Source organism: Leptothoe spongobia TAU-MAC 1115 (assembly GCF_018739885.1).
In the GTDB taxonomy this organism is placed as follows: domain Bacteria; phylum Cyanobacteriota; class Cyanobacteriia; order Phormidesmidales; family Phormidesmidaceae; genus Leptothoe; species Leptothoe spongobia.
Genome location: NZ_JADOES010000013.1, coordinates 16,609 through 40,791 on the forward strand (window position 1 = coordinate 16,609; position 24,183 = coordinate 40,791).

Genomic DNA, 24,183 nt, shown 5'->3' on the forward strand with positions numbered 1-24,183 from the left:
TCTTCATTCAATCCATTGAATGTCAAAGGTTAAGATGCCACCTAATTTAACGCTCAATTACAATTAGGGTTTCACAATAGAAGAGTAACTATTGGGGTTCAGGGTTTAGACCACCGTACTTAACTCATTTTTCTTTCTTAAAACGTCTCAATTGAAACGTTTTGTAACTATGGGTGTGATTAATCTTAATGACCAAGCTGAATCGAAGAAAGCGGCGTTTGAGATTATTGCGATCGCAACCTCAGCCGGAGGTCTCAACGCCCTTAGTACGGTTCTGGGCGGGCTACCGGTCAACTTTCCCACTGCCATTGTCGTCGTCCAGCATCTAGACCCCCGTCATCGCTCCCTGATGGCCGATATCCTGAACCGCCGCACAACTTTATCTGTTAAACAAGCTGACATAGACGATCACTTGCAACCGGGCAACGTCTACATCGCCCCACCAAATCGACATTTACTCGTCAATCCAGACGGCACCTTATCCCTGACTCAGACAGAGCTGGTTCACTTTGTCCGACCCTCAGCCGATCTCCTGTTTGACTCGGTGGCGGCCAGTTACAAAGACCGGGCTATTGCCATTGTTTTAACCGGCACTGGCAATGATGGCGGCATGGGAGTGAAAGCCATTAAAGAAATGGGCGGCACCGTGATTGCTGAAGATCAAAACACTGCCAAATTTTCAGGGATGCCTCTGACGGCCATACGTACAGGAGCAGTGGACTTCGTGTTACCGTTACCTGAAATTGCCCCTGCGTTGATTACCCTGGTGACAACCGGAGACCCATAATGCCCCCTCAGAATGCTCAGGACGAAGTCCAAATCTTTGAAGACCTCTTAGAATTTCTGAGACGCACACGCGGGTTTGATTTTACCGGGTATAAGCGCTCGTCTCTGCAGCGGCGGTTCACCAAGCAAATGCACACCCATAGTATTGATACCTTTGGCGAATACCTCGACTATCTGGAGGTGCATCCTGAGGAATTCACGCCCCTCTTTAATACCATCTTGATCAATGTCACCTCATTTTTTCGAGATCAACCTGCCTGGGACTATCTGTGGCATGAGGTCTTACCCACCATCCTCAGTAAAAAAGCAGCCGATGAGCCCATCCGCCTCTGGAGCGCAGGCTGTGCTTCCGGCGAGGAGGCCTATACCCTGGCCATGATCCTGGCCGAATTACTGGGTCCAGTGCAGTTTCGTCAGCGGGTCAAGATCTACGCCACCGATGTTGATGAAGAAGCCCTGGCAGAAGCTCGTCACGCTAGCTATCGTCTTCAAGACATCGAGGTGATCCCCCAAGCCTTACGAGATAAATACTTTGAGCCCCTGGCAGAAAGCTATGTCTTTCGGGCCGATCTGCGCCGGAGCGTGATTTTTGGCCGTCATGACCTGGTGCAAGATGCTCCCATTTCTCGCCTCGATTTAATGGTTTGTCGCAATACCCTGATGTATTTCAATTCCGAAATCCAGGGTCGCATTTTGGCTCGATTTCACTTTGCCCTTAACCCAAACGGAGCGATATTTTTAGGTAAAGCAGAAATGCTACTCACCCATGCCAATTTGTTTACACCGATCAATCTGCAGCATCGAATTTTTAGTAAAGTCTCTAGCTCGACCATGCGTGATCGTCTCTTCGTACTCGCCCAGAGCGGCGATCAAGAAGCTGGCAGCCGCTTGGCCGTACAGGTCCGGTTAAGGGATGCTGCCTTTAACGTCAGCACTATTGCCCAGATCGTTGTGGACTTTAAAGGCCATCTGATGATGGCCAATCATCTGGCTCGGAGCACCTTTGGCATTAGCCTCCAAGACCTGGGGAAGCCCCTGCAAGATCTAGAAATTTCCTATCGTCCCTTAGAACTACGATCCCTGATTGAGCAGGTTTACAATGAGCAGCAGTCCAGCGTGCTTAAAGATGTGCCACGGACCTTGCCGGATGGGAGCACCCAATTTTTAGACGTGCAGCTCATACCCCTGCGAGAAAACGGCAGCGAGCTGATCGGCGTTAGCATTTCCTTTACCGATGTCACCCGCTACCATGAGCTACAGACTGAAGTACAACGCTCGAACCAGGATCTAGAAACGGCCAACGAAGAGCTCCAGTCCAGTAACGAAGAACTAGAGACCACCAACGAAGAGCTCCAATCCACCAACGAAGAATTGGAGACCACCAACGAGGAACTCCAGTCCACCAACGAAGAACTGGAAACCATGAACGAAGAACTCCAGTCCACCAACGAGGAACTGCAAACTATCAACGATGAACTACGTCTGCGCACCAGCGAGGCCAACCAGGCCAATGCCTATCTAAACTCAATTTTGGCCAGCATCAAGGCCGGTGTTGCAGTGCTCGATCGACAATTTAACATCCTCACCTGGAACCAGGAAACCGAGGACTTTTGGGGGCTGCGCTCCGAAGAAGTCGAAGGAAAGTCCTTTTGGAATTTGGACATTGGCCTACCCGTCGATCAGCTCCGCGAAGCGATCCGCGCCTGCCTCAATGGTGAAAATCGGGTGGAAGTGGTGCTCGAAACCATCAACCGCCGTGGACAGGCCTTTACCTGTCGAGTCGCCTGTACCCCCCTCATTGGTATAGACAATGAACGTCAAGGGGTAATCCTGTTGATGGAAGCAGATACGTCAATCAATTCATGAGTACCCACAATTAACCTGGTCAAATCCTTAGCTTTAGGGCGTGAGTTGTAGCATATGACACTATACTTGGATATTTTTGACAAGAAGTTTGAAAAAGCACGACAACGATTAGCGGGGTTGGCTCAGCAAACGGAACAAGGCGCTCTGCCCCAAGACATCCTTACCGACACATTGGATGAACTGGCTAATGCCCTGGAAGAGGTGCATGTCCTCTCAGAAGAGCTAGCTGAGCAACATGACTACCTGCAAACTGCTCATGTGACTATCATCACAGAGCGCCAGCAATATTTTGATCTATTTGATCTGGCCCCCGAGGGCTATATCGTCACCAATACCCAGGGAATAATCGAGCAAATCAATCAGACTGCGGTCACTCTGCTCGCTCGACATCAACGGTTGCTCATTGGTAAGCCCCTAGGGGCATTGGTTGCCCAAGCTGATAGCCAGCGGTTTTATACATTACTTACCCGATTGCAACAAGGCGAAACTTTTCAAAATCTCGATCTATGTCTGCATTCGTATAAACGACAGTCTATACATGCGTCTTTCACCATTGCCCCCATCAGAGATCATCAATCTCAGCTATTGGGGTTTCGTTGGCTGTTTCGAGATCTGACCCAGCAACGCCAGGCAGCCATTGCCCTCGAAGAAAGTGAAGCCCAATACCGAGCCATTGTTGAAGACCAGACCGAGTTGATCTGTCGTTCATTGGCCGATGCCCGCATTACCTTTGCCAATCAGGCATTTTGTTATTATTTTGACCGCTCCCCTATGCATGTAATGGGCACCAGTTTTTTGGATCAAGTGGCAGAAGCCGATAGAGAAATGGTGCTGCAGCAATTAGCAGCCCTTGATCGGGTCAATCCAGTGATCACGCTGGAGCATCGGGTAGTCCTACCGGGTGGGGAGCTGCGCTGGCAGTCGTGGGTCCATCGTGCTTTGTTTGATGATAAAGGTGATTTTTTCCAATTTCAATCAGCGGGGCGAGATATCACAGACCAAAAGCAAGCCGAGGAGGACTTGCGGCAGCGTGAAGCCCAACTGCGCTTGGTGACCGATGCCCTGCCCGTACTCCTGGCTTATATCAATAGCAAGCAAGAGGTTGTCTATGCCAATCGCACCCATGAGCAATGGTTAGGGATACCCAGCACAGGTATCGTCGGGCTGTATCTATGGGAAGCCCTGGGTCCAGATGCCTATCGGCAGATTAGATTTCCGGTGGAAGAAGCGCTGTCAGGAGAGTATGTCACCTTTGAGCAGGAGCTGATGTGGCCCAACCAGCCTCCGTTTTGGATCAGTGCCACGTTTGTGCCTGATCGAACAACCGCAGGGCATATCAATGGATTCTTTGTATTGATTAATGATATTAGCGATCGCAAAGCGCTAGAAGATCAAAAAGATCAGCTGATCTCCATTGTTAGCCATGAACTGCGCATACCCTTAACCTCCATCCATGGAGCCCTCAGGTTACTCACCCACGGGGAGGTCGATCCACTTTCGGCAGACGGTCAAGATTTGCTGGCCGTGGCTGATAGAAGTGCTGAACGCATGGTGTGTTTGATCGATGATTTGCTCGATTTGCAACAAATTAAGCTGGGTAATGTGCCACTCAATCCCCAAGTCTGCCAGGCAGCTGACTTAATTAAAAGCGCCATCGATACGCTACAGGTCATGGCCCAGGAACATAACATTACCTTGAAGACCGCCCCTTGTGAGGTGGCTGTCTGGGCAGATTGCGATCGCATTGTCCAAGTACTTGCCAATCTGATTAGCAATGCCATTAAATTCTCTCCTACCGGCAGCACCGTGTGGATAACAGCCGGAAAAGCTGTAAATGCCAACCTCCCCCCCTCCTCCCCCCATGTTAGATTCCAGGTACGCGATCAAGGCCAAGGCATGCCAGAAGAGAATCTAGAGCGTATTTTTGAGGCCTTTCATCAACTTGACGTATCCGATTCTCGTAGTCGGGGTGGCGTGGGATTAGGGCTGGCCATTTGTCGCACTATTATCGAGCAGCATGGAGGCACTATGCGAGTAGAGAGCACATTAGACTATGGCACCACCGTGTCATTTACCTTGCCCCGCAAAGGCTATCAACCATAAAATTTATCAGTTTTTCCATAGAGCCCTCATAAAAGAAGAGCCCTCATAAAAGCGATGACATTCCATCTGGATATTTTTAACCAGCAGTTCGAGCAAGCACAACAACAACTAGAAAAGTTTTTACAACAAGCCGAACAAGGCAATGCACCAAAATCTCTCCTCACCCAAGCCTTAGATGAACTGACCAATGCCCTAGAAGAAGCCCATGTCCTCTCAGAAGAGCTGGCTGAGCAATATAGCCAACTGCAAGTAGCCCAGCTGGCCCTCGCTACAGAACGCCAGCAATATTTTGATCTATTTGACCTGGCCCCCGATGGCTATATCATTACCGATACCAAGGGTATTATCCAGCAAATCAACCAAACAGCAACAATCCGGCTCAATCAACACCAGCGGTCGCCCATCGGTAAGCCCTTAGCAGTGATGATGGCCCAAGCCGATGTCCATGATTTTTATACCTTGCTCAACCGATTACAGCAAGGTGAAGCCTTTCGAAATATCAGCCTGCGTCTGCAACCTTACCAAAAGCAGTCCCTATATGCGTCTTTCACCGTTGCCCCCATGCATGATCATCAGACTCAGCTGGTCGGGTTTCGCTGGTTATTTCGAGACCTGACCCAGCAGCGACGGGCCACCATCGCCCTTCAAGAAAGCGAGGCTAAATACCGCGCCATCGTTGAAGACCAAACCGAGTTAATCTGCCGCTTGATGGCTGATGGTCGATTAACCTTTGTCAATCAAGCATTTTGCCAGTATTTTGACTGCTCCTCAGAATCCGTAATGGGTGAAAACTTCTTTGAGCTGATTGGAGAAACATCCCACGAAAAGATACTGAAGCATTTAGCCATCCTTGATCGCCTCGATCAAGACCATCCCATCATCACCTTTGACCATCGCATAGTCCTGCCCGATGGGCAGATCCGTTGGCAGCAATGGGTCCATCGAGCCCTATTTGACCGCAATGGTGATTTTTTTCAATTTCAGTCAGCAGGGCGCGATATCACCGACCAAAAATATGCCCAAGACGCATTGCAACAACGTGAAGCTCAACTTTGCCTGGTCACCGATGTCTTACCTGTACTTCTAACCTATATTAATGATAAGCAACAGGTGATCTATGCCAATCGCACACCTAAGCATTGGCTAGGCAAACCTCGAGGCGATATCGTGGGGTATTATCTATGGGATGTGTTAGGCCCAACTGCCTACCAGCAGGTTAGAATCCCAATTGAAAGAGCGTTATCAGGCACTCGGGTCACGTTTGAGCAAGAAGTGACGTTGTCAAATCAGGATCCGTTTTGGATCAGTGTTACGTTTGTACCCGATCAGCCTGACAAAGAGCAGGTCAATGGATTCTTTGCCTTGGTTAAACGACTTGACTGTATCGATACAGAGAACAATATCAGGTGCACCAATAATAGTGGATAAAGTTTGTCCTTAAGTCGGTTGTCCCAATTATGCTTTACATCTTGAGGCCCCCTTCCGTCCCCCAATACTGGGAGAGACTAGACTCAAAGCCCCCAGTATTGGGGGGGTGGGGGCTTAAATGAAAATAAACCCAAATATTTTCGACCATAAGATTAAAAAAGAGCAACAAAGACTAGCAGAATTAAGTCAACAGCTAGGGCAATCCCATCCATCGGCTGCACTTTTTCAAGAGGGGCTCGAAGCACTGTCAACCGCATTAGAAGAAGTCCATGTCCTCTCAGAAGAATTGACAGCTCAGCATAGCCAACTCCAAGTTGCCCAAAGCATCTTGCTAAAAGAGCATCAACAATACTTTGAACTCTTCAATCTAGCCCCAGATGGCTATATCGTTACAGATCCCCAAGGAATAATCCAGCAAGTTAACCTCACAGCTGCTAGCCTACTCAATCGCCGCCAAAATTTTCTCATTAGAAAGCCGCTAAGTGTTCTGATAGCACCATCAGAGCAAAAACACTTTTACAACTTGCTCAAAAACTTGCGTCAAGGCAAATCCCAACAGAATACTTGCCTGCACTTAAAACCTTATGGAGGTCAGCATCTCTGTGCCAGCTTCACCATTACGGTTGTGCATAATTACCAGTCTCAAATTACAGGATTTCGTTGGTTATTTCGAGACCTGACCACACAGCAGCGCACCATCATTGCCTTAGAAAAAAGCCAAAAACGCTACACTACCCTGGCAGCAGCCGTTCCAGTCGGGATTTTTCGTGCCGATGTTGAAGGGAACTGCATTTATGTCAATGAGCGTTGGTGTCAGATTTCTGGGCTCACCCCAGAGGCTGCCCACAGGAATGGATGGTTCCAAGGGCTACATCCTGACGATCGAGAGCGGGTTTCTACCCAATGGACTCAATTTGTTCTGCAAAGTCATTCCTTTCAACTCGAATTTCGATTTCAACATCCTGACGGTAAGGTGACGTGGGTCTATGGACAGGCAATTCCTGAAGAGAATACTGAGGCAGGTATATCCAGCTATGTGGGCAGCATTACCGATATTACCGATCTCAAACAGGCTCAAGACCTGATTAAATACAATGCTCTCCATGACCCCCTGACAAATTTGCCCAATCGCACACTGTTGCTAGACAGGCTTGATCTCAATATCAATAAAGCTAATCGTCATCAAAACTATAGTTATGCCGTTCTATTTTTGGATCTAGATCGGTTTAAGGTGATTAACGATAGCTTAGGTCACTCGGTAGGCGATCAACTACTCATAGCCCTAGCCCAAAGATTAAAAACACATTTACGGAGCATTGACTTAGTCACTCGACTAGGGGGTGATGAGTTTGTAATCCTGTTAGAAGACATTAATGACCCAGCCATTGTCATCCACATTGTTGAGCGCATCTTAGCGGACAGTCAAACACCTTTCATTATCCATGGGCATGAAATTTTCACTAGCTTAAGTGTGGGTATTGTGCTGGGCACCAGAGATTATCATCAAGCCACTGATTTAATTCGCGATGCAGATATTGCCATGTATCGGGCTAAGACGCAGGAACACAATTCATATAAATTCTTTGATGAGGCCATGCATGCCCAATCGCTCAACCGCCTCAATTTAGAGATAGATCTCCGTAAGTCCCTCGAACAAGAGGCCTTTACTATATATTATCAACCTATTTTTGAACTAACCAATCATAGACTGATTGGATTCGAAGCATTAGTCCGTTGGCAGCATCCCACCCGTGGCCTGATTTTTCCAAATAACTTTATATCTGTTACTGAAGAGACTGGAATGATTGTGCTATTAGATCGTTGGATATTTTATAAGGCTTGCCAACAAATGGCCGAATGGAAACACAAGTTTGCTAATTGTTTTCCGCTTAAAATTAGCATTAACCTGTCTGCCAAAGATTTGAGTAAACCTGATTTGATTCAAGCTATTGACAGTACACTGGCTAAGACTGGATTAGACGGTGATTCGATCATCCTAGAGATCACCGAAAATATCCTAATTGAGGACATCGATCAGACCATTGATCTATTAGCCCAGCTAGCATCAAGACATATTCAGATCAGTATTGATGATTTTGGAACAGGCTATTCCTCCCTCAGTTATCTTCATAAGCTACCTGTTCACACCCTCAAAATCGACCGTACTTTTGTGGAGAAAATACAAACAGAAAACTGCCAATATAAGGTTGTGAGCACCATCTTAGCCTTAAGCAAACAACTCGGATTAACCGTTGTAGCAGAGGGCATCGAAACAGCCCGACAATTACAACAACTACAGCAGCTTGGCTGTCAATTTGGCCAAGGCTACCTATTTTCCCACCCTCTTGCTGCTACTGACATTGAGGCAACTTTTCTCCAAGGCGATTGACCTGCAAACCATTGCTAACTGTTTAGACACTATCCCCAATAGCAATTCGCCTTAAGTAGGTTGGCCTAATTATTTATAAGATGGAGGATCAGGAGTTTGACCTCCTCGGATATGCCCCCAAACCCCCAATTCTGGGGGCTTTGAGTCTAGTCTCCCCCAGGATTGGGTGAGGTCAGGGGGCCTCGGTATCTGAAGCCTACTTTGGATAACCTACTTAACTGAGAAGAAATCAGCAACATCATAAATTTAATTCCAAAAACCTTGACCAATCAGTCTAAGTTCGCTATTCTTAAATCAAGGTCGTCAACCACCCAGACTCATGACACGCGGACCCAGCAAGCAATTCGACGCCGAAATCGCCCTTAGCAAGGCCATGGACGTGTTTTGGGAGCACGGCTACGAAGCCGCCAGCCTCTCACAATTGCTCAAGCAAATGGGTATCGGCAAAAAGAGCCTGTACGACACCTTTGGCAACAAGCAATCGCTGTTTCTCAAAGCCCTGGAGCACTATGCCCATACTACGCTGCGAGATATCAAAGAACGCTTGTCGGCAGAGGGATCCACCCTCACCAACATCAAACAGCTACTCCTCGACTGGCAAACCATGCACAGTCGCCCCGGTAGCTGCGGCTGTATGCTCGGCACCAACATCGCCGACTTCAACACCGACGATGAAGCCATCGCCAAAGTCATGCGCGGCTACCTGCGCCAGCTAGAAGACACCTTCAGCAGCGCCCTCACCCGCGCCCAAAAAGCCGGAGAGCTAAGCCCCAACAAAAACCCACGGGACCTGGCTCGCCTGCTACTCTGCACCACCCAGGGCATCGCCCTCCTCGGCAGAGTCATGGAAGACGACACCACCCTACAAGGAGCCGTGCAATCCGCGTTGCTGCTTTTAGAGGAAGAGTGACGCATTGTTGTTAGAGAAGTTTTCCCAAAAGCGATTGCTTTCGGAGGGCCCCGTTCGGCTGAGCGAAGTCGAAGCCTAAATCCCCAAGTTTGGGAACTTTGAGTTCTTCCCATCACACACATGGGTAGAGAATAATCTCCTGAAGCCCCCAAACTTGGGGGTGGGGCCTATCTCCCTCCTAACAAAACCGACTTTTTTTGCAAAAACTTAGACCGATCAGTCAATATTATTCATCTTTGGAGGTATCACCATGGCACGTTTAACCAACAAAACAGCCGTTATTACCGGCGGCACCACCGGCATCGGCTTCGAAACCGCAAAGCTATTCATCGCCGAGGACGCACAGGTCATCATCACTGGTCGCAGCCAAACCCGACTCGATGAAGCCGTCGCTGCTCTAGGTCCTAACGCTACTGGCATCAAAGCCGATGTGCAATCCCTCGATGAACTCGACCGCTTGGCCATTCAAGTCAAAAACACCGTTGGCCAGTTTGACATTCTCTTCGCCAACGCAGGCATCGCTAAACGAGCCAACTTTCGCGATGTCACTGAAGCTGATTTTGATCAAGAAGTTGCCATTAACTTCAAAGGCGCGTTCTTCACCGTCCAAAAGCTAGAGCCCCTGATGAACAACGGCGGTAGCATTATTCTGACGACGACTGTGCTAGATCAAACCGCCCTGCCTGGCGAAGGTATCTATGGAGCTTCTAAAGCCGCCGTTCGGTCTCTGGCCCGTTCCCTCAGCCGTGAACTGTTAGATCGTCAGATTCGCGTTAATGCCGTTGCCCCCGGTCCTATCGAAACTCCCATCTGGTCAAAGATGGATTTACCTGAGGATGTTCCTGCTCAGGTGCTGAGACGCACACCCATTGGTCGCTTTGGACAACCTGAAGAGATTGCGAAGGCGGTTCTGTTTCTGGCCAGTGATGACTCTTCTTACATGCTTGGCGAGGAGATTCTGGTTGATGGTGGCTGGGCGACGCTTTAGGACAACAGAGCAGCAATCATCTCTTCCTTAAGCGACTATATGGCCAACCTCTCAGAGGTCCCCTAAATCTCCCAATCCTGGGGGTCTTTGAATCTTCTTCTATATAGTCTATGAGGAAGTAATCTCTGAAGCCCCACAGCTGAGGGTTTGGGGGGCTGGACAACGTTCGCTTCATAACCAATATTTCTAAACACTGAATTCGCCAAAGCATCTTCATTCACGAAAGGAAACTCTCTCAACATACTTACCAGAGCTCATAATCATGGAAAACACATCTCACATCCAACAAAAGGTCTTCCTCGCCCTTGCTGCTTGGGTCACCACCGTTGCGATCGCAGGCTACCTCGGTCTCTTTGCCAATATTCCCGCCAACGGCATCGCCCTACTCGTCATTCTTAGCCTCACCACCCTAATCGTCCTCTACTACCGCAATCCAGCCCTTAAAACCTACATCAACAACCTGCCGCCTCGACAACTCATCACCTTCCACCTATGGCGCATCGTCGCAGGCTTTGTCTTCCTCTACTACGGCAGTCAAAACCTCCTCCCAGAACGATTCGTTCTCAACGCTGGCTACGGAGACTTAGCCGTCGGTTTCCTCGTCCCCATTATTCTCCTGGGGAAACCCAGCATTCGCAAATACATTGCCTTTCACCTATTTGGTCAGCTGGACTTTATCCTTGCCGTTGGCACTGGGCTCACATTTACCGTCCTTCAAGTACCCCTGATGGAGAATATTGCCACGTTTCCCATCGTGTTGATTCCTCTGTTTGGTGTTCCTCTCACTGGAGCCAGCAGTATTATGGCAATTGATGCGTTGCTTAAGCAACGACGACAGCTGGCTTCTCACTAATATGGAATTTCGGTTTGTATTTCTAGATATTGCAGGGCACCCACAAGAGGTGCTCCTACGGTTGGACGCCTCCCTTATATCTCCAAAGGAAAAATCATGACAGACTTCAAAACAGCTCTCATCGTTGGTGCAGGTGATGGCCTCAGCGCTGCCCTCGCTCGCCTCTTTACTGACAACGGGCTACAAGTCGCCCTCGCCGCTCGCAACATTGACAAACTACAGTCCCTCAAGGATAAACTTGGAGCCCACACCTTTCAGTGCGATGCCTCCCAAGTAGACTCTGTGCTACAGCTGTTTAATGCAGTGGATGCAAGCCTTGGAGCCCGTGATGTCGTTGTCTACAACCCCAGCTATCGCACTCGCGGCCCCATTGCTGAATTAGATCCTGCCGCTGTTCAACAAGCGCTCATGGTCACAGCCTACGGTGGCTTTCTCGTCGGACAGCAGGCTACAAAACGCATGGAAGCCACAGGCAAAGGGGCCATTCTGTTTACCGGCGCATCTGCCAGCGTCAAAGGCTATCCCCACTCTGCTCCCTTTGCCATGGGCAAGTTTGCCCTGCGTGGATTGGTACAAAGCATGGCCCGCGAACTAGCCCCAAAAAACATTCACGTCGCCCACTTCATTATCGATGGCGCGATTCTCCCACCGGGACAACAACAACCTACCGACAGTCCCGATCGATTCCTAGAGCCGAATGAAATTGCCACTAGCTACTGGCATGTATTGCAACAACATCGCAGCACCTGGACCTGGGAGATGGAACTACGCCCCTGGGTAGAGAGGTTTTAGTCCAAATTAATCCTATAGATGGTCATACTCCAGACCATCAATGGATCCCCTTGAGCGGTCATGCTAGGCTCAAGTCTTAGCCATACCCCACCTTATGAAATCTGCCAAATCCCAGGTTGCCCTACTCGCCCTTTGCCAGGCAACGGCCATGACCACGAATACTATTCTGGTTACCGTTGCCGCTCTGATTGGCTATGCCCTGGCCACTGATAAAGCGCTGGCCACCGTACCGTTGGCTATGCGCCAGGTAGCCACGATGGTCGCGACGATTCCGGCCTCATTACTGATGGAGCGGATCGGTCGGCGGGGCGGATTTCTGATTGGGACAATCATCGGGTTTATCGGTGCAGGCATTGGTATCTATAGTCTCACCATTGCCCATTTTTGGTTGTTTACGCTATCGACAACACTGTTGGGTGCCTCCAATGGCTTTGTTGGTTACTATCGTTTTGCCGCAGCAGATGTGGCGGATGAGGCATTTCGACCTCAGGCTATTTCCTGGGTACTGGCAGGAGGCATTATTGCTGCAGTCTTGGGACCATGGGCAGCCACTGGCTCAAAAGGGTGGTTTAACAGCGAGCTATATATCGGGTCACTGGTGGCCATACTGGGGTTGCAAGTATTGACCAGTTTGTTGTTGTTCGGGTTGCATATGCCTGCGCTGGTTAAAGAACAGGGGACTGGCAACACCCGCTCCCTAACAAAGATAATGCGACAGCCTAAGTTTCTGGTTGCCGCCTTGGGCAGCACCATTAGCTACAGTGTGATGGTGTTTATCATGACAGCTACGCCTCTGGCCATGGCAGTCGAGTCTCATTCCTTTGACCAAACTGCATCGGTGATTCAGTGGCATGTGATTGGTATGTTCGCTCCTTCACTCATAACCGGCTGGCTGATTAAGCGGCTAGGCGTGTTGCAAATTATTGTGACTGGGACTGTGTTGACCTTGAGCTGTGTGGGACTCAATTTAGCCGGGACAACGTTTTGGCATTTTGCCATTGCCCTCTTGCTCTTGGGACTAGGCTGGAACTTCATGTATGTGGGTTCCACCACCCTACTGACAGAAACCTATCGTCCTGCCGAGAAAGGAAAAGTACAAGCTATTCACGATTTTATTGTATTTAGCGTTGTTGCCCTGGCCACATTTTTGGCAGGCAGAGTATTCTACCGGTTTGATTGGGCCATTCTGAATCAGCTAAGCTGGCCACTGGTACTCTTCACCTTATTGGCAGTGTTGTGGCTGCAGCAAAAACGGTTGCGTAGTCAGCGGTTAGTGTAACTTAAGTATCTCTGTCACAACCATCATTTTACGTGGTTTGGATGTGTGAGCACAGCGTAATCAGTGTTTTGATATTGACTGAAGGATTTTTGGATTACCTTCTACTGGTGCCCAGGGGGTTGTAGCGTTGGGCGATTGAGCTTGTGAAGCTTTAAAATACAACAGCACCCAGAACAACCAACTGAGGGACTCTTCTATGTTAAACAAGACTTCTCAGAGTTGTTGTATATCAGGCGAACCTACTATAAACAGTGCTCTCTAGTGCAAGTAAGAAGAAATATCAGTGATTTGTTTGGGTGCTGTTTTTGAACCGTCAGATGATTCTATCGAGATATCTATCGTTAGCCCTCCTTCTATTGTGGTTATAAGCCTTTCAGCTCATATGTACAGCATATTCCTGTAGTGCTTCAAAATCTCTTCTCTGATACAAACGTTAACGTTGTTATTTCTCACTGCTGTTTCTGTCTATCAGTGAGATAACTCTATGGAATGTTGTGGTTGATGTCACCTGGAGGCGTGGATGTAGGATGTGGATGGTCCAGCAGAGGCGTTGGATAGTAGTGATTTTGATCCGAGGCTGATGGAGTGGTAAAGGCGAGGATGATTGGTCCAGCAGTGATGAATACACTATCTGCCCAATATCCGTATGCTCCAGCAGCAATTCAGACTATGGCTAATGCAGGTCATAGAATGAGTCTTGCCCTAGATGGGGTAAGTAAGTCTTGACCAGCACGTCTAGCGAGTTTTCATGGCCAATGTCGATCCAATCATCAATTCTGCCAAGGTAGCAATAGCGCTCCGTTTGAAATCGTCGTGTTTGCTTGTCAATTAGGGTAAAACGTAGGTCAGATGTATATCGCATTGACTGCTGGATAAGCTGTTCTATTGTATCGGCATCTCGATTAAACTGAACTGCGGTTGCTCTGACCATTTCTGCCAATTGGCCAGTGTTGCCCTTGGAGATAAAAATGTAAACAATCTCTTTTTTGACATCGATTATAAAATGCTTGACTTTAGAAAAGGTCTCCATACCCTGCTTGACGACTTGCACTTCGGCATCTGTAATAATCTTTTTTGGAATCCTACGTAAAAAAACCTGGGCATTAGGATTTTCATAAATTTCAAACCCATCAGGAATTTGCTCGACCAGGTTTCCCTCGGATTTCTTTGAGAAAAAGTACCTGGGTTTGCCGGTTTTTGTGGTGCCCTGATGCAGATAGTAGGTTTGTAAACTGCGGTTGGTGTGGGTGATGGTCATTTGTCTATTCCTGCATGCCGCTAGTGGTCAGGTTCAGTTTATCCCCCTGTGTTTCCGTTAGGATACGACAGTGTGGTTAGGAGACAGTATGTAGAAGGCAGAAGCCTCTTGTATTCTGCTCCTGACTTGAGCCCCGACCCCCGACGATGCTACTGTCAGGTCGCCATTGCTATAAGGCTAAAGTTACCTTTTGACAATGATTCAGGGCTATCAATAAATAGTTGATTAGTTGTTGATTGAGATTGATAAAGTGCTGACAGTTGGGGTATCAACTTAAAGCGGAACGTTTTCCCAAGGGCAGAAGTCAGGAGTCAGAATTCAGTGCCTTACTGGCTCCTGGCTCCTGACTTCCCACCCAGTCAGGATTTCCCGGCTTAAATTGATACCCCTTACAGTTGACCATCTGAGGTAATTAATTTACAAGAAAGGATTTACACCACCCCCGGTTACCTCACAAATATAATTCAGCACAACGGGTGCCCGAGGTACACCATCAAATGCTGGCGGATATTGCGTCACCTTCAAATACTCGCTGTCATCAGAGTTCCACTGATCCAACAAAACAATATCGTAGGACAACGCCTCATCCTCGGAACTGCCCGTAAACTGATATTCCCAAGCCCAAGGTTCACCAAACTCGTTGTAGTCGGCAATCGGTCCTAGCTCCTGACTACCTGCCCAAAACTCTGGAAAATCTGACTCTCCACTGGTCAAAAATAATCCACCCTGCGTAGTAAACAATGTCACATCTAGCTGTTCTAGACCTTCTTCGCTAGAACAGCCATAATCAATGTAAAAACCAAGGGGGGGATTAAATGAATCATATTGTGCCTGAGCAACAGGACAGAAAAAGACCAAAGCAGAACTAAGACTTGTGGAAATTGCCAATAATGGTTTCATAACGTCCATATGATTGCGTATATCTAGAAACTGCTAACAGCTAGAGCACAGCCGTTGTCCACGAAAACATATTTCCCCGCAAACCAATAAGAATCACGTTTTTTTGATATTAACGACTTAAGACAATAAATTGCGATCGCATCACCCATGTCCCAACCACCCCAAATCACCCAAATCAACATCTCCGACGGCGGCGTCCCCAAACACCCCATCCCCGCAGCTCAAATCACCTTAGACGGGCTCATCGGCGATCGCCAACGCAACCTCAAATACCACGGTGGTCCAGACCGCGCCGTCTGTCTCTGGTCCGCTGATATTATCCAAATGCTCCAAACTGAAGGCCACCCTATCGTCCCCGGTAGTGCTGGCGAAAACATCACCATAGCCGGTCTCTCCTGGGAGACACTCGGTCCTGAGACTCAACTGCAGTTGGGCGACAAGGTCCGCTTGCAGATCACCGACTACGCCCCACCCTGTCGCAACATTAGCAAATTCTTTAGCGATCGCCGCTACAGTCGTATTAACCAAGACCACCATCCCGGTTCCAGCCGACTCTATGCCTGCGTTTTATCCCCTGGCATCGTTAGTCTAGGAAATAGCGTGCAGCTACTATAAAGACCGATACCCTCCATCCCGTCCCACCATGAAAACATTTGCCCTCAGAGGCTTGGCTGGCCTAGTTTTCTTAATGTGCTTGGGTGCTGGCAGTCTATACTGGCTAACTCGCCCCGCTAACATAAATTGGCATAGCCGTACCCGCGACGGTCTCCTCGATCTACGCGCTGTTGACTGGGATGGGAAAAATCTTGCCGGAGCCAACCTGGCTGAGATCTGGTTTCGAGAGTCTTCACTCAGAGGCGCTAACCTGCGTCGGACTAACCTGCAAGGTAGTGACTTTAGCGGTGCTACCTATCTGGATGATGCAGACCTGAGCCATGCCAACCTAACCAGGGCAAAGCTTGGCGGCACCTATGCCCGTCGTGCCAACTTTACTGGAGCAATCCTTAAGGACGCTGACTTACAGTACGCCACCCTCAGCGGTGCAAATTTAAGCGGTGTAGATTTCGCAGGAGCTGATCTAAGCTATGCCAATTTAGTGGGGGCCAAGCTCACCAACTGGATTAATGCTCCAAAATCTCTAGATCGGGCTGACCTCACCAAGGCGGACTGGCCCCAAAATATCACCCGTACAAGCCTATGTAATACCATTATGCCCGATGGTAATACCTCGAAGCAGGGATGTTTTTGGCCCACACCAGGTCTCAAAAAAATTCTACACTCTAAAGATTGGCATGGGATCGATAGCTACACCAGCGGTCTTTTTCGGGCAGCCATCTCAGGAGGGTACGCGGTAGAACAGCTCTCAGCTGAAATTGAGCAGATACCCTGTCAAGACTTAAAAGTACTCAATGACTTATGGCATCAGGCCAGTGAAGGAAAATTCAGCTTTAGTCAACAGCGACAAATTTGGGAGAATCCACCTGTACAGCAAAACTATGGGAAATTTGCCGATGTCGTTGGTTGGAAGCAAAACGGTCAGTGGATAAAGTATGAGGAGCTTCAACTGCAAGACGTCACCCTGAACAATAGGGTCAGCGGTCATCTCCCTTGGCATCGTTGGCAGGTACAAGAGCCCACGGAGGCGGAACCTACTCGATTTCGACGCATCGGCTTTGGGGCATGGATGGCCCGTCTCAAACAATGTGATATTTAGAATCCAGTTGATTGGCTTCTTCCAGACCTGCCACCAGCTCAGAACAGCGACGATAATACTCCGTACCTGCCTCCGTCATTCGCACCTTACGGGTGGATCTAGCTAATAGTCGAATCCCCAGCCGTCCCTCTAAAGCAGCTACCTGACAACTGACATAGGTCGTAGATACCCCCAATCGTTTAGCCGCTGCGGAAAAGCTGCCGGTATCCACCACCACTACAAATTCTGAAATACCATCCCAAATATTCACGCTCAGATTATTGCAAATTAGCAAAAGTTCTTGAACCAGAGCCCAGTTTATATTATCTAAGCAACAATAGGCATATCGTTTTTGTTGTTGGCTTATGTCTGCCCCCCGCATTCTTATTGTTCTTACCTCCATGACCGACTTGGCGATACTGGACAAGCCACTGGTTGCTGGTTTGAAGAACTCGCCTGCCCCTACTACACATTTCTAGAAGTTGGTGCTACTGTTACCCTTGCTTCCATCAAAGGTGGTCAGGCCCCTCTAGATCCCAAAAGTATTCTAGAAGACAGTCAGACTGACGATACCATAAGATTTCTAGCCGATAGTACTGCCCAGGATGCCCTAGCCAATACCATCGCCATTGCGCAGATTGATGCTGGCGATTATGATGCTATTTTCCTATCGGGGGGGCACGGTACTATGTGGGACTTTGCTACCAGTTCCACACTCAGCAATTTGATCGAAGCCTTTGATGCAGAGGAGAAAATTATTGCTGCAGTTTGTCATGCACCGGCAGGTCTAGTGAATGTAAAGACTGCCTCAGGTGAGCCCTTGGTCAAGGGTAAATTAGTAACTGCATTTAGCAACAGTGAAGAGAAAGCCGTTGATTTAGATACTGTTGTGCCCTTTTTACTGGAAACCCGTTTGCGTGAGTTGGGGGCCAAGTTTGAATCAGGGCCAGACTGGGGACCTTTGGCAAAACAGGATGGCAACTTGATTACGGGGCAGAATCCGGCATCCTCAGAACCAGCAGCTCAGGCCGTTTTAGCTGCATTGGCATAGTTTTATTAGAGCATTGAGGAGGATAACAAATTATGGGTCTGTTAGTTGACGGTGTGTGGCAAGACCAGTGGTACGATACCAGCAGCGCCGGAGGGCGATTTATTCGTAAAGCCTCACAATTTCGTAATTGGATAACACCCGATGGTCGTCCTGGTCCCACCGGAGCAGGTGGATTTCAAGCAGAGCCTGGCCGATACCACCTCTATGTATCCTATGCCTGCCCCTGGGCCCATCGCACCTTGATCTTTCAGGTCCTCAAGGGACTAGAAAACATAATCTCGGTCTCCGTCGTGCACTGGTTGATGGATAAAAATGGCTGGACATTTGCTCCTGGAGAAGGGGTTATTGCAGATCCTCTATTTAATGCAAAGGTTTTACACGAAATTTATACCCACGCAGACCCCAACTATACCGGTCGAGTAACCGTACCAATTTTGTGGGATAAACAAGCTAAAACCATTGTTAACAATGAATCTTCGGAAATTATCCGGATGTTCAATAGCGCTTTCGATCAAGTAGGAGCCCAGCCAGGAGACTATTATCCTGAGGCCCTGAGGAATCGTATTGATGAGTTAAACGAACGCATTTACAACACTGTCAACAACGGTGTATATAAATGTGGATTTGCTACCACTCAGGCTGCCTATGAAGAAGCCTTAAACCCCCTGTTTGATTCGCTCGACTGGATCGAAGAGATCCTGTCAACCCAGCGATATCTAACCGGCAATCGGCTAACAGAAGCTGACTGGCGACTGTTCACCACACTGGTAAGGTTTGATCCTGTCTATGTAGGGCACTTTAAGTGTAATACTCGCCGGATTGTTGACTATCCTCACCTATGGGGATATGTGCGGGAACTCTATCAAATACCTGGTGTCGCCAAGACTGTTAACTTTTCACATATTAAACGTCACTATTATCAAAGTCATGAAACCATCAATCCCACTAGAATTGTTCCCCTAGGGCCAAAAATCAACTTTACAGAACCCCACAATCGATAGCATTAAGGTTTACTTTCAGCTTTTATTTTTAGACATTATCCCACTTGAACACATATACGCTAGAATGCTGGAGCGAAGAATGTCGGTGAAATAAAATAAGGTATGCTCGGAGCGATTCTTGGAGATGCGATTGGTTCTGCCCATCAGCGCACCAAAATCCAAGACTTTGAACTAACTACCCCCAATAGCCATTGGACAGAAAATACAATTTTTATATTGGCTACTGCGGATTATCTACTCTATGGTGGGGAATATGAAGAAAGCTATTCCCGCTGGTATGAATGGTATCCTCAGATTAAAGGGGGGTACAACAACAGTTTTAGCGAATGGGCTAAGACAAATGGCCTAAAACCATACTATAGTTGTCGTAATGATGTAGCAGTGCGTGCAGTGCCCATTGCCTACGCTTTTGATAGCCTCAAAGAGGTTATGGAGGAAGCTGAGCGTTCAGCCCTTGTTAGCCACAACCACCCTGAAGGTATCAAGGGAGCCCAAGCAACAGCCGCCGCTATCTTCTTAGCCAAAACTAAAGCCCCTAAGGAAACCATTTCAGAGTTGCTTAGCAATATTTTTGGCTACAACTTGCAAATGTCTTATAAAGACGTTCAAAAAAGCTACCATTACAGTGCTCTAGCCGCTGACACTGTCGAAGCAGCAATTCTGGCATTTCTGCATTCTACAGATTTTGAAGACGCCGTTCGCAAGGCAATCTTCCTTGGCGGCGATGCAAAAACCTTAGCAGCGATTACAGGCGGTATGGCCGAGGCATTCTATCCCAAAGTTCCCAAATCTTTTCAGAAATGGGGCTGGGAATTGCTTGACGAAGGGCAACAGGACTTAATTAGTGAGTTCCAGGCTGAGTTTATAAAAACTGAGGCCCGTCAAGCTCGAGCTGCTTGATGGTGCTGAATACGGGAGACACGCCATCTGCATTCGTGCTAATAGATACTAACTTGTCTCCTTGATAAACTTTAGGCAAGATATCTAAGACCACACCTGTTGTAAATCTAAACTAAATCCGGGTAAAACATTTTCACCTGATAGCGTTTTGGGGTTGTCTAAGATCTCTTTTTCTTGGCCTGTTCGATATACTTCCACTTGTTTGCTTTGCGGATTAATTAACCAACCGAGGTTGGCACCATTTTTCATATATTCCTGCATTTTGTTTTGCAGTTTTGAGAGGCTATCAGAGCGAGAACGTAACTCAATGACAAAGTCAGGGCAGAGGGGAATAAACCCTTGACGCTGTTCTGGGCTCAGGGCTTCCCAGCGCTCTGAGGTGATCCAGGAGGCATCGGGGGAACGGTCTGCTCCGTTGGGGAGTTTGAACCCTGTTGAGGAATCGAAGGGGATGCCATGGCCACCTTGCTCTTCTATCCATTTAACGAGGAAGTAGGCGATTTTAATATTGCGATGTCCGGTTTCCCCCCCTGTGGGTGGATTCACAATTAGTTCTCCTGCTGCAGAACGTTCAATTCTTAAATCCCGATTGGCAAAGGCAATGGTTTCAAACTGCGCTTGAGTGACCCGCAAGGTAACGTCCAGGGGGAATTCTAAAGGAAGTGTCTGAGCCTGGGGTGATACCTGGGACATGTATCCTTCTCTGCCAAGAGTACAGTTGCATTGTAGCAAGGACGCCATGGGGCGCGAGTGGTCATAATCGTAAAAATGCTGGATGTCTCCGTATTTTCTTATTAGACAGGAGCAACGGGGTGGGTTGACCGCTAGCGCTAACGATCGAGACCCACCCCGCCTGACCGGCACCTTCCAAGAGGGGATTTAGTCGAGCGTCGAATTCACTTCTTGTATCTAGATTGATACAGATATGGCTTTACGTCGATGGATCAATAAATAAGCCGACGGAATAAAATACAATGCCAACAGCGTTGCACCCCCCAATCCCCCTGCAATAGCAATCGCCAACGGCGGCCAAAACCCAGTCGAATCCAATAATAACGGCGTAAACCCTACAATCGTCGTCACCGTCGTCGCCACCACATGACGCGTCGCCTTCACCACCACCTGCCGCGTCGCAGCCGCATCTCCCTTACGTGCCAGCGGATCATCCCGCAATGCCGCCAACACAACAATCGAATCATTAATTGCCAGACCAATCAGACCCAGCGTGCCAAGAATTGCCGTAAACCCAAATAACGAATCAAACAACCACAATGCCATCGCGGCTAGTCCTACCGCTGCTATAGCAACAACCGCCAGTAACCCAGCCAATGCAAACGAGTTAAACGACAATACCAATGTCGCGGTCATAAGTATCACCAAAACTCCCACGGTCGATAGCAAACTACCTACCGCTGATCCTCGGGCATCGGCCTCACCACCGTAGCTAAGACGATACCCTGTTGGCAGCTCAAAGCCTTGTTCTGCCAATGCCTGTTGAAACTCAGTCAGGACCGTGCTGGGCAAAGACCCTGCTGTAATAAATCCCTGCACCGTATTCACTCGCTGCCCATCCCGTCGGGCAATGGTGCTCAACTCTGGACGGAGGTTGACCGAGGCTACCGCAGAAAAGGGAACCGTTGTGCCATCAGCGGTGAGCAAATCCACTGAGGTAATGCTGGCCAGATCGCCCCGCTCTTGTTCTGGTAGCTGTACCCTTACCGGAATGTCTTCTGTATCCTCGAGGATCGAACCCCCCAACTGCCCATCGAGAAGAGTACTGAGTTGGGATGCGATCTCACCATTATCCAATCCCACCCGTCTCGCCGCTGCCTCATCTACCTCCAACGCTAACTTCGGCGACAACTCCGTCAATGTCGCCCGAGTATGGGTCACCTCATCTAACTGAGACAAAATCAGCCGTAGCTGGTCCCCTAGCGTTCTCAGTTGTTCCAGGTTAGGCCCATAAAGACTCACCTCAATCGGTGCATCAAACGGTGGCCCCTGTTCCAGTTGTCTCACCAAGATCTGAGCATCGGGGAATGTCGCGTCCAGTTCTGTTTGTAAGGTGCGAATTGTTTCCCTCAAATTATCTGTTGAATCCAGCTGTACAATTCCCTGGGCATATTCTGCCGCATTCCGACGACTGCCCACCACGTTGTAGAAAAATGATGGCGCATTTTGACCGAGAAACCAGTGGATATCCTGGACGGCTGGATGCTGTTGAATGAGTTCGCGGATGGCTAGGGTTTGGGTGCGGGTGGTTGCGATCGCGCTAGATGCCGGACGCTCTAACTCAATCTGAAACTGATCGCGGTTAGTCGGTGGAAAAAACTGTTGTGGCAACGTAGCAAACTGTACAAAGCCCACCGTAGGCAACACCATGGCCACCAATATACCCAGGATCGGACGACGAAAGACAACTCGCAGGCTATTCTCATAGAAACGAGAGAGGCTTTGATTAGACCAACCACCAATGCTCCAATGGCCTGATTGAGCGCGTAATGGTTTCCAGCGATAGACTAAACCAGACAGCGCGGCAATGACCGTCAACGACAACGTCAGCGAACTTAGTAATGCCAAAATCACCGTACTGCCAATGGTGCCAATAAACTCTCCAGTCCCACCAGGAGAGGTGGCAATGGGGATAAATGCTAGCACCGTGGTGAGGGTGGATGCCAGTAACGGCACCGCTAAGTGTTTAACCGTCTCGCCTACAGCTGCAGCCGGATGACTGCCACTTTGCAAATGCACCCGCACCTCATCCACAACTACAATGGCATTGTCGATCAGTAACCCCAACGCGATAATCAATCCTGTTACTGACATCTGGTGTAGCGGGATACCCAACACCTTCATGCTGCCAAACACCATCAGTGTGGAGAGCGGTAGCGCCAGACCAACAATCAACGCAGAACGCCATCCCAAGACCACCAGCGAGATCCCAATCACCAAGACAGAGCTGAGTAAAAGGTTACCAATCACCCCATTTAAGCGCTGTTGTACATATTGACTCTGATCCAGTACAACCCTAATGCCTAGACCATCCGAGAGATCAGCCTCAAAGTCTTTGAGACCTTGCCTTGCTTGCTGTGCCCATTGATCCACACGATAGTCAGATTCTACTGTTGTAGCTACAACAACAGCTGGCTTCCCTTCCACTAGGGCCAGATCAGACACCGGGGTCTGTATACCCTTTGTAACCTGAGCAATATCCCCCAGCTTTGCGACCTGTCCATCTGCCCCTACCCGAATCGGAATTGTCCGAATCCGATCTAACGAGTTCAAGGCACTATCCACCTCAAACAACAGTTCGGTGGAGCTCCCCCGCAACTCACCTGTGGAAATCTTCGCATCGCTCGCCGCAATCTGTTGCGATAGTCCCTGCGCGCTGATGCCTAACGTCAGTAAATCAGCCTGACTGATTTGCACCTGAATCTCTTCATCTGGCTCACCAAACAGCTCCACGCTGTCCGTTCCAGGCAAGTTCCGTAGCTCCGCTTCCAGTCCCTCTGCTACCCGTCGCATAATCGGATAGTTAGCGGGTTCATCCAGCTCCCATGTCAACCCTACAATCATGGCACTGGCTTTTACTTCCTGATCCTCATACTCTGGCCGACTTGCCTCAGCTGGCAGCTCAGGAATGACATCATCAATCTGGCTACGCACTTGTGCCCATACCGGCTCAACATCCGGAACAGTGTCCTTGAGCTCCACCGTAACCACCGATATCCCAGGACTGGAAGCAGAACGAATCTCCTCGACCTCTTCAATATCAGACAGTTCCTCCTCAATCTTGTCACTTACCAAAGACTCCACCCGTTCAGCACTTGCCCCTGGGAAAAACGTTGTTACAGTTGATGATCGCTGCACAATCTCAGGATCTTCCAGCCGAGGTAATGACAAAAACGCAGATAGTCCCCATACAATGATCAAGGTCAGTGTCAAAAACAACAGCTGACGATTACGAAAGAAAAGATTAAACATCA

Annotated in this window: 20 protein-coding genes; 15 read left to right on the forward strand and 5 right to left on the reverse strand. The window is 48.7% G+C overall.

What is annotated here, in order from left to right; translation table 11 throughout:
* Positions 1–169: 169 nt before the first annotated feature.
* From IXB50_RS08865 to IXB50_RS08910, 10 genes are all read left to right on the forward strand, one after another.
* A complete protein-coding gene (locus tag IXB50_RS08865) occupies positions 170–787 on the forward strand; it encodes a chemotaxis protein CheB (protein ID WP_215608676.1) in 618 nt (205 codons plus the stop codon).
* Complete coding sequence (locus IXB50_RS08870; protein ID WP_215608602.1) at positions 787–2,652, forward strand: CheR family methyltransferase; 1,866 nt, start codon at positions 787–789, stop codon at positions 2,650–2,652. The genes IXB50_RS08865 and IXB50_RS08870 overlap by 1 nt, the downstream gene beginning before the upstream one ends.
* Before the next feature lie 54 nt (positions 2,653–2,706).
* A complete protein-coding gene (locus IXB50_RS08875) occupies positions 2,707–4,755 on the forward strand; it encodes a PAS domain-containing sensor histidine kinase (RefSeq protein ID WP_215608603.1) in 2,049 nt (682 codons plus the stop codon).
* 54 nt (positions 4,756–4,809) lie between these two features.
* A complete protein-coding gene (locus IXB50_RS08880; RefSeq protein WP_215608604.1) occupies positions 4,810–6,183 on the forward strand; it encodes a PAS domain-containing protein in 1,374 nt (457 codons plus the stop codon).
* A 118-nt stretch (positions 6,184–6,301) separates the two neighbouring features.
* Complete coding sequence (locus tag IXB50_RS08885) at positions 6,302–8,572, forward strand: bifunctional diguanylate cyclase/phosphodiesterase (RefSeq protein ID WP_215608605.1); 2,271 nt, start codon at positions 6,302–6,304, stop codon at positions 8,570–8,572.
* Between the two features lie 319 nt (positions 8,573–8,891).
* The gene (locus IXB50_RS08890) at positions 8,892–9,482 is read left to right on the forward strand and encodes a TetR/AcrR family transcriptional regulator (RefSeq protein WP_215608606.1); all 591 of its coding nucleotides are present in this window, start codon (positions 8,892–8,894) and stop codon (positions 9,480–9,482) included.
* Positions 9,483–9,732: 250 nt separating this feature from the next.
* Entirely contained in the window at positions 9,733–10,470 is a 738-nt protein-coding gene (locus IXB50_RS08895) for an SDR family oxidoreductase (protein WP_215608607.1), read from the forward strand.
* Between the two features lie 262 nt (positions 10,471–10,732).
* On the forward strand, positions 10,733–11,323 hold the full coding sequence (locus IXB50_RS08900; protein WP_215608608.1) for a hypothetical protein: 591 nt from the start codon (positions 10,733–10,735) through the stop codon (positions 11,321–11,323).
* Between the two features lie 96 nt (positions 11,324–11,419).
* Positions 11,420–12,115 carry an SDR family NAD(P)-dependent oxidoreductase gene (locus IXB50_RS08905; RefSeq protein ID WP_215608609.1) on the forward strand — a complete coding sequence of 232 codons (696 nt, stop codon included), beginning with the start codon at positions 11,420–11,422 and terminating at the stop codon, positions 12,113–12,115.
* Between the two features lie 94 nt (positions 12,116–12,209).
* Positions 12,210–13,394, forward strand: coding sequence for an MFS transporter (locus IXB50_RS08910; protein ID WP_215608610.1), 1,185 nt, complete (start codon positions 12,210–12,212; stop codon positions 13,392–13,394).
* Between the two features lie 673 nt (positions 13,395–14,067).
* On the opposite strand, the gene IXB50_RS08915 is transcribed toward IXB50_RS08910, so the two are convergent.
* Both IXB50_RS08915 and IXB50_RS08920 read right to left on the reverse strand, forming a co-directional pair.
* Positions 14,068–14,652 carry a hypothetical protein gene (locus tag IXB50_RS08915; RefSeq protein WP_215608611.1) on the reverse strand — a complete coding sequence of 195 codons (585 nt, stop codon included), beginning with the start codon at positions 14,650–14,652 and terminating at the stop codon, positions 14,068–14,070.
* A 417-nt stretch (positions 14,653–15,069) separates the two neighbouring features.
* Positions 15,070–15,552: a hypothetical protein gene (locus IXB50_RS08920; protein WP_215608612.1), complete on the reverse strand. Its 483-nt coding sequence runs from the start codon at positions 15,550–15,552 to the stop codon at positions 15,070–15,072.
* Positions 15,553–15,699: 147 nt separating this feature from the next.
* Between IXB50_RS08920 and IXB50_RS08925 the strand changes: the two genes are divergently transcribed.
* Together IXB50_RS08925 and IXB50_RS08930 are read left to right on the forward strand one after the other, a co-directional pair.
* Positions 15,700–16,167, forward strand: a complete 468-nt coding sequence (locus IXB50_RS08925) for an MOSC domain-containing protein (RefSeq protein WP_215608613.1) — start codon at positions 15,700–15,702, stop codon at positions 16,165–16,167.
* 28 nt (positions 16,168–16,195) lie between these two features.
* The gene (locus IXB50_RS08930; RefSeq protein ID WP_215608614.1) at positions 16,196–17,266 is read left to right on the forward strand and encodes a pentapeptide repeat-containing protein; all 1,071 of its coding nucleotides are present in this window, start codon (positions 16,196–16,198) and stop codon (positions 17,264–17,266) included.
* Here the strand turns inward: IXB50_RS08930 and IXB50_RS08935 are convergent.
* Positions 17,247–17,516 carry a LysR family transcriptional regulator gene (locus tag IXB50_RS08935; protein ID WP_326520759.1) on the reverse strand — a complete coding sequence of 90 codons (270 nt, stop codon included), beginning with the start codon at positions 17,514–17,516 and terminating at the stop codon, positions 17,247–17,249. The two genes, IXB50_RS08930 and IXB50_RS08935, sit on opposite strands and share 20 nt — an antisense overlap.
* Positions 17,517–17,603: 87 nt before the next feature.
* On the opposite strand from IXB50_RS08935, the gene IXB50_RS08940 reads away from it, so the two are divergent.
* The 3 genes from IXB50_RS08940 (at position 17,604) to IXB50_RS08950 (ending at position 20,197) form a co-directional block, all read left to right on the forward strand.
* Positions 17,604–18,296, forward strand: coding sequence for a type 1 glutamine amidotransferase domain-containing protein (locus tag IXB50_RS08940; RefSeq protein WP_246564302.1), 693 nt, complete (start codon positions 17,604–17,606; stop codon positions 18,294–18,296).
* A gap of 32 nt (positions 18,297–18,328) precedes the next feature.
* A complete protein-coding gene (locus IXB50_RS08945) occupies positions 18,329–19,297 on the forward strand; it encodes a glutathione S-transferase family protein (protein ID WP_215608615.1) in 969 nt (322 codons plus the stop codon).
* Positions 19,298–19,399: 102 nt separating this feature from the next.
* Entirely contained in the window at positions 19,400–20,197 is a 798-nt protein-coding gene (locus IXB50_RS08950) for an ADP-ribosylglycohydrolase family protein (protein ID WP_215608616.1), read from the forward strand.
* An 84-nt stretch (positions 20,198–20,281) separates the two neighbouring features.
* On the opposite strand, the gene IXB50_RS08955 is transcribed toward IXB50_RS08950, so the two are convergent.
* A complete protein-coding gene (locus IXB50_RS08955; protein ID WP_215608617.1) occupies positions 20,282–20,890 on the reverse strand; it encodes a Uma2 family endonuclease in 609 nt (202 codons plus the stop codon).
* 216 nt (positions 20,891–21,106) lie between these two features.
* The gene (locus IXB50_RS08960) at positions 21,107–24,181 is read right to left on the reverse strand and encodes an efflux RND transporter permease subunit (RefSeq protein ID WP_215608677.1); all 3,075 of its coding nucleotides are present in this window, start codon (positions 24,179–24,181) and stop codon (positions 21,107–21,109) included.
* Positions 24,182–24,183: the final 2 nt, after the last annotated feature.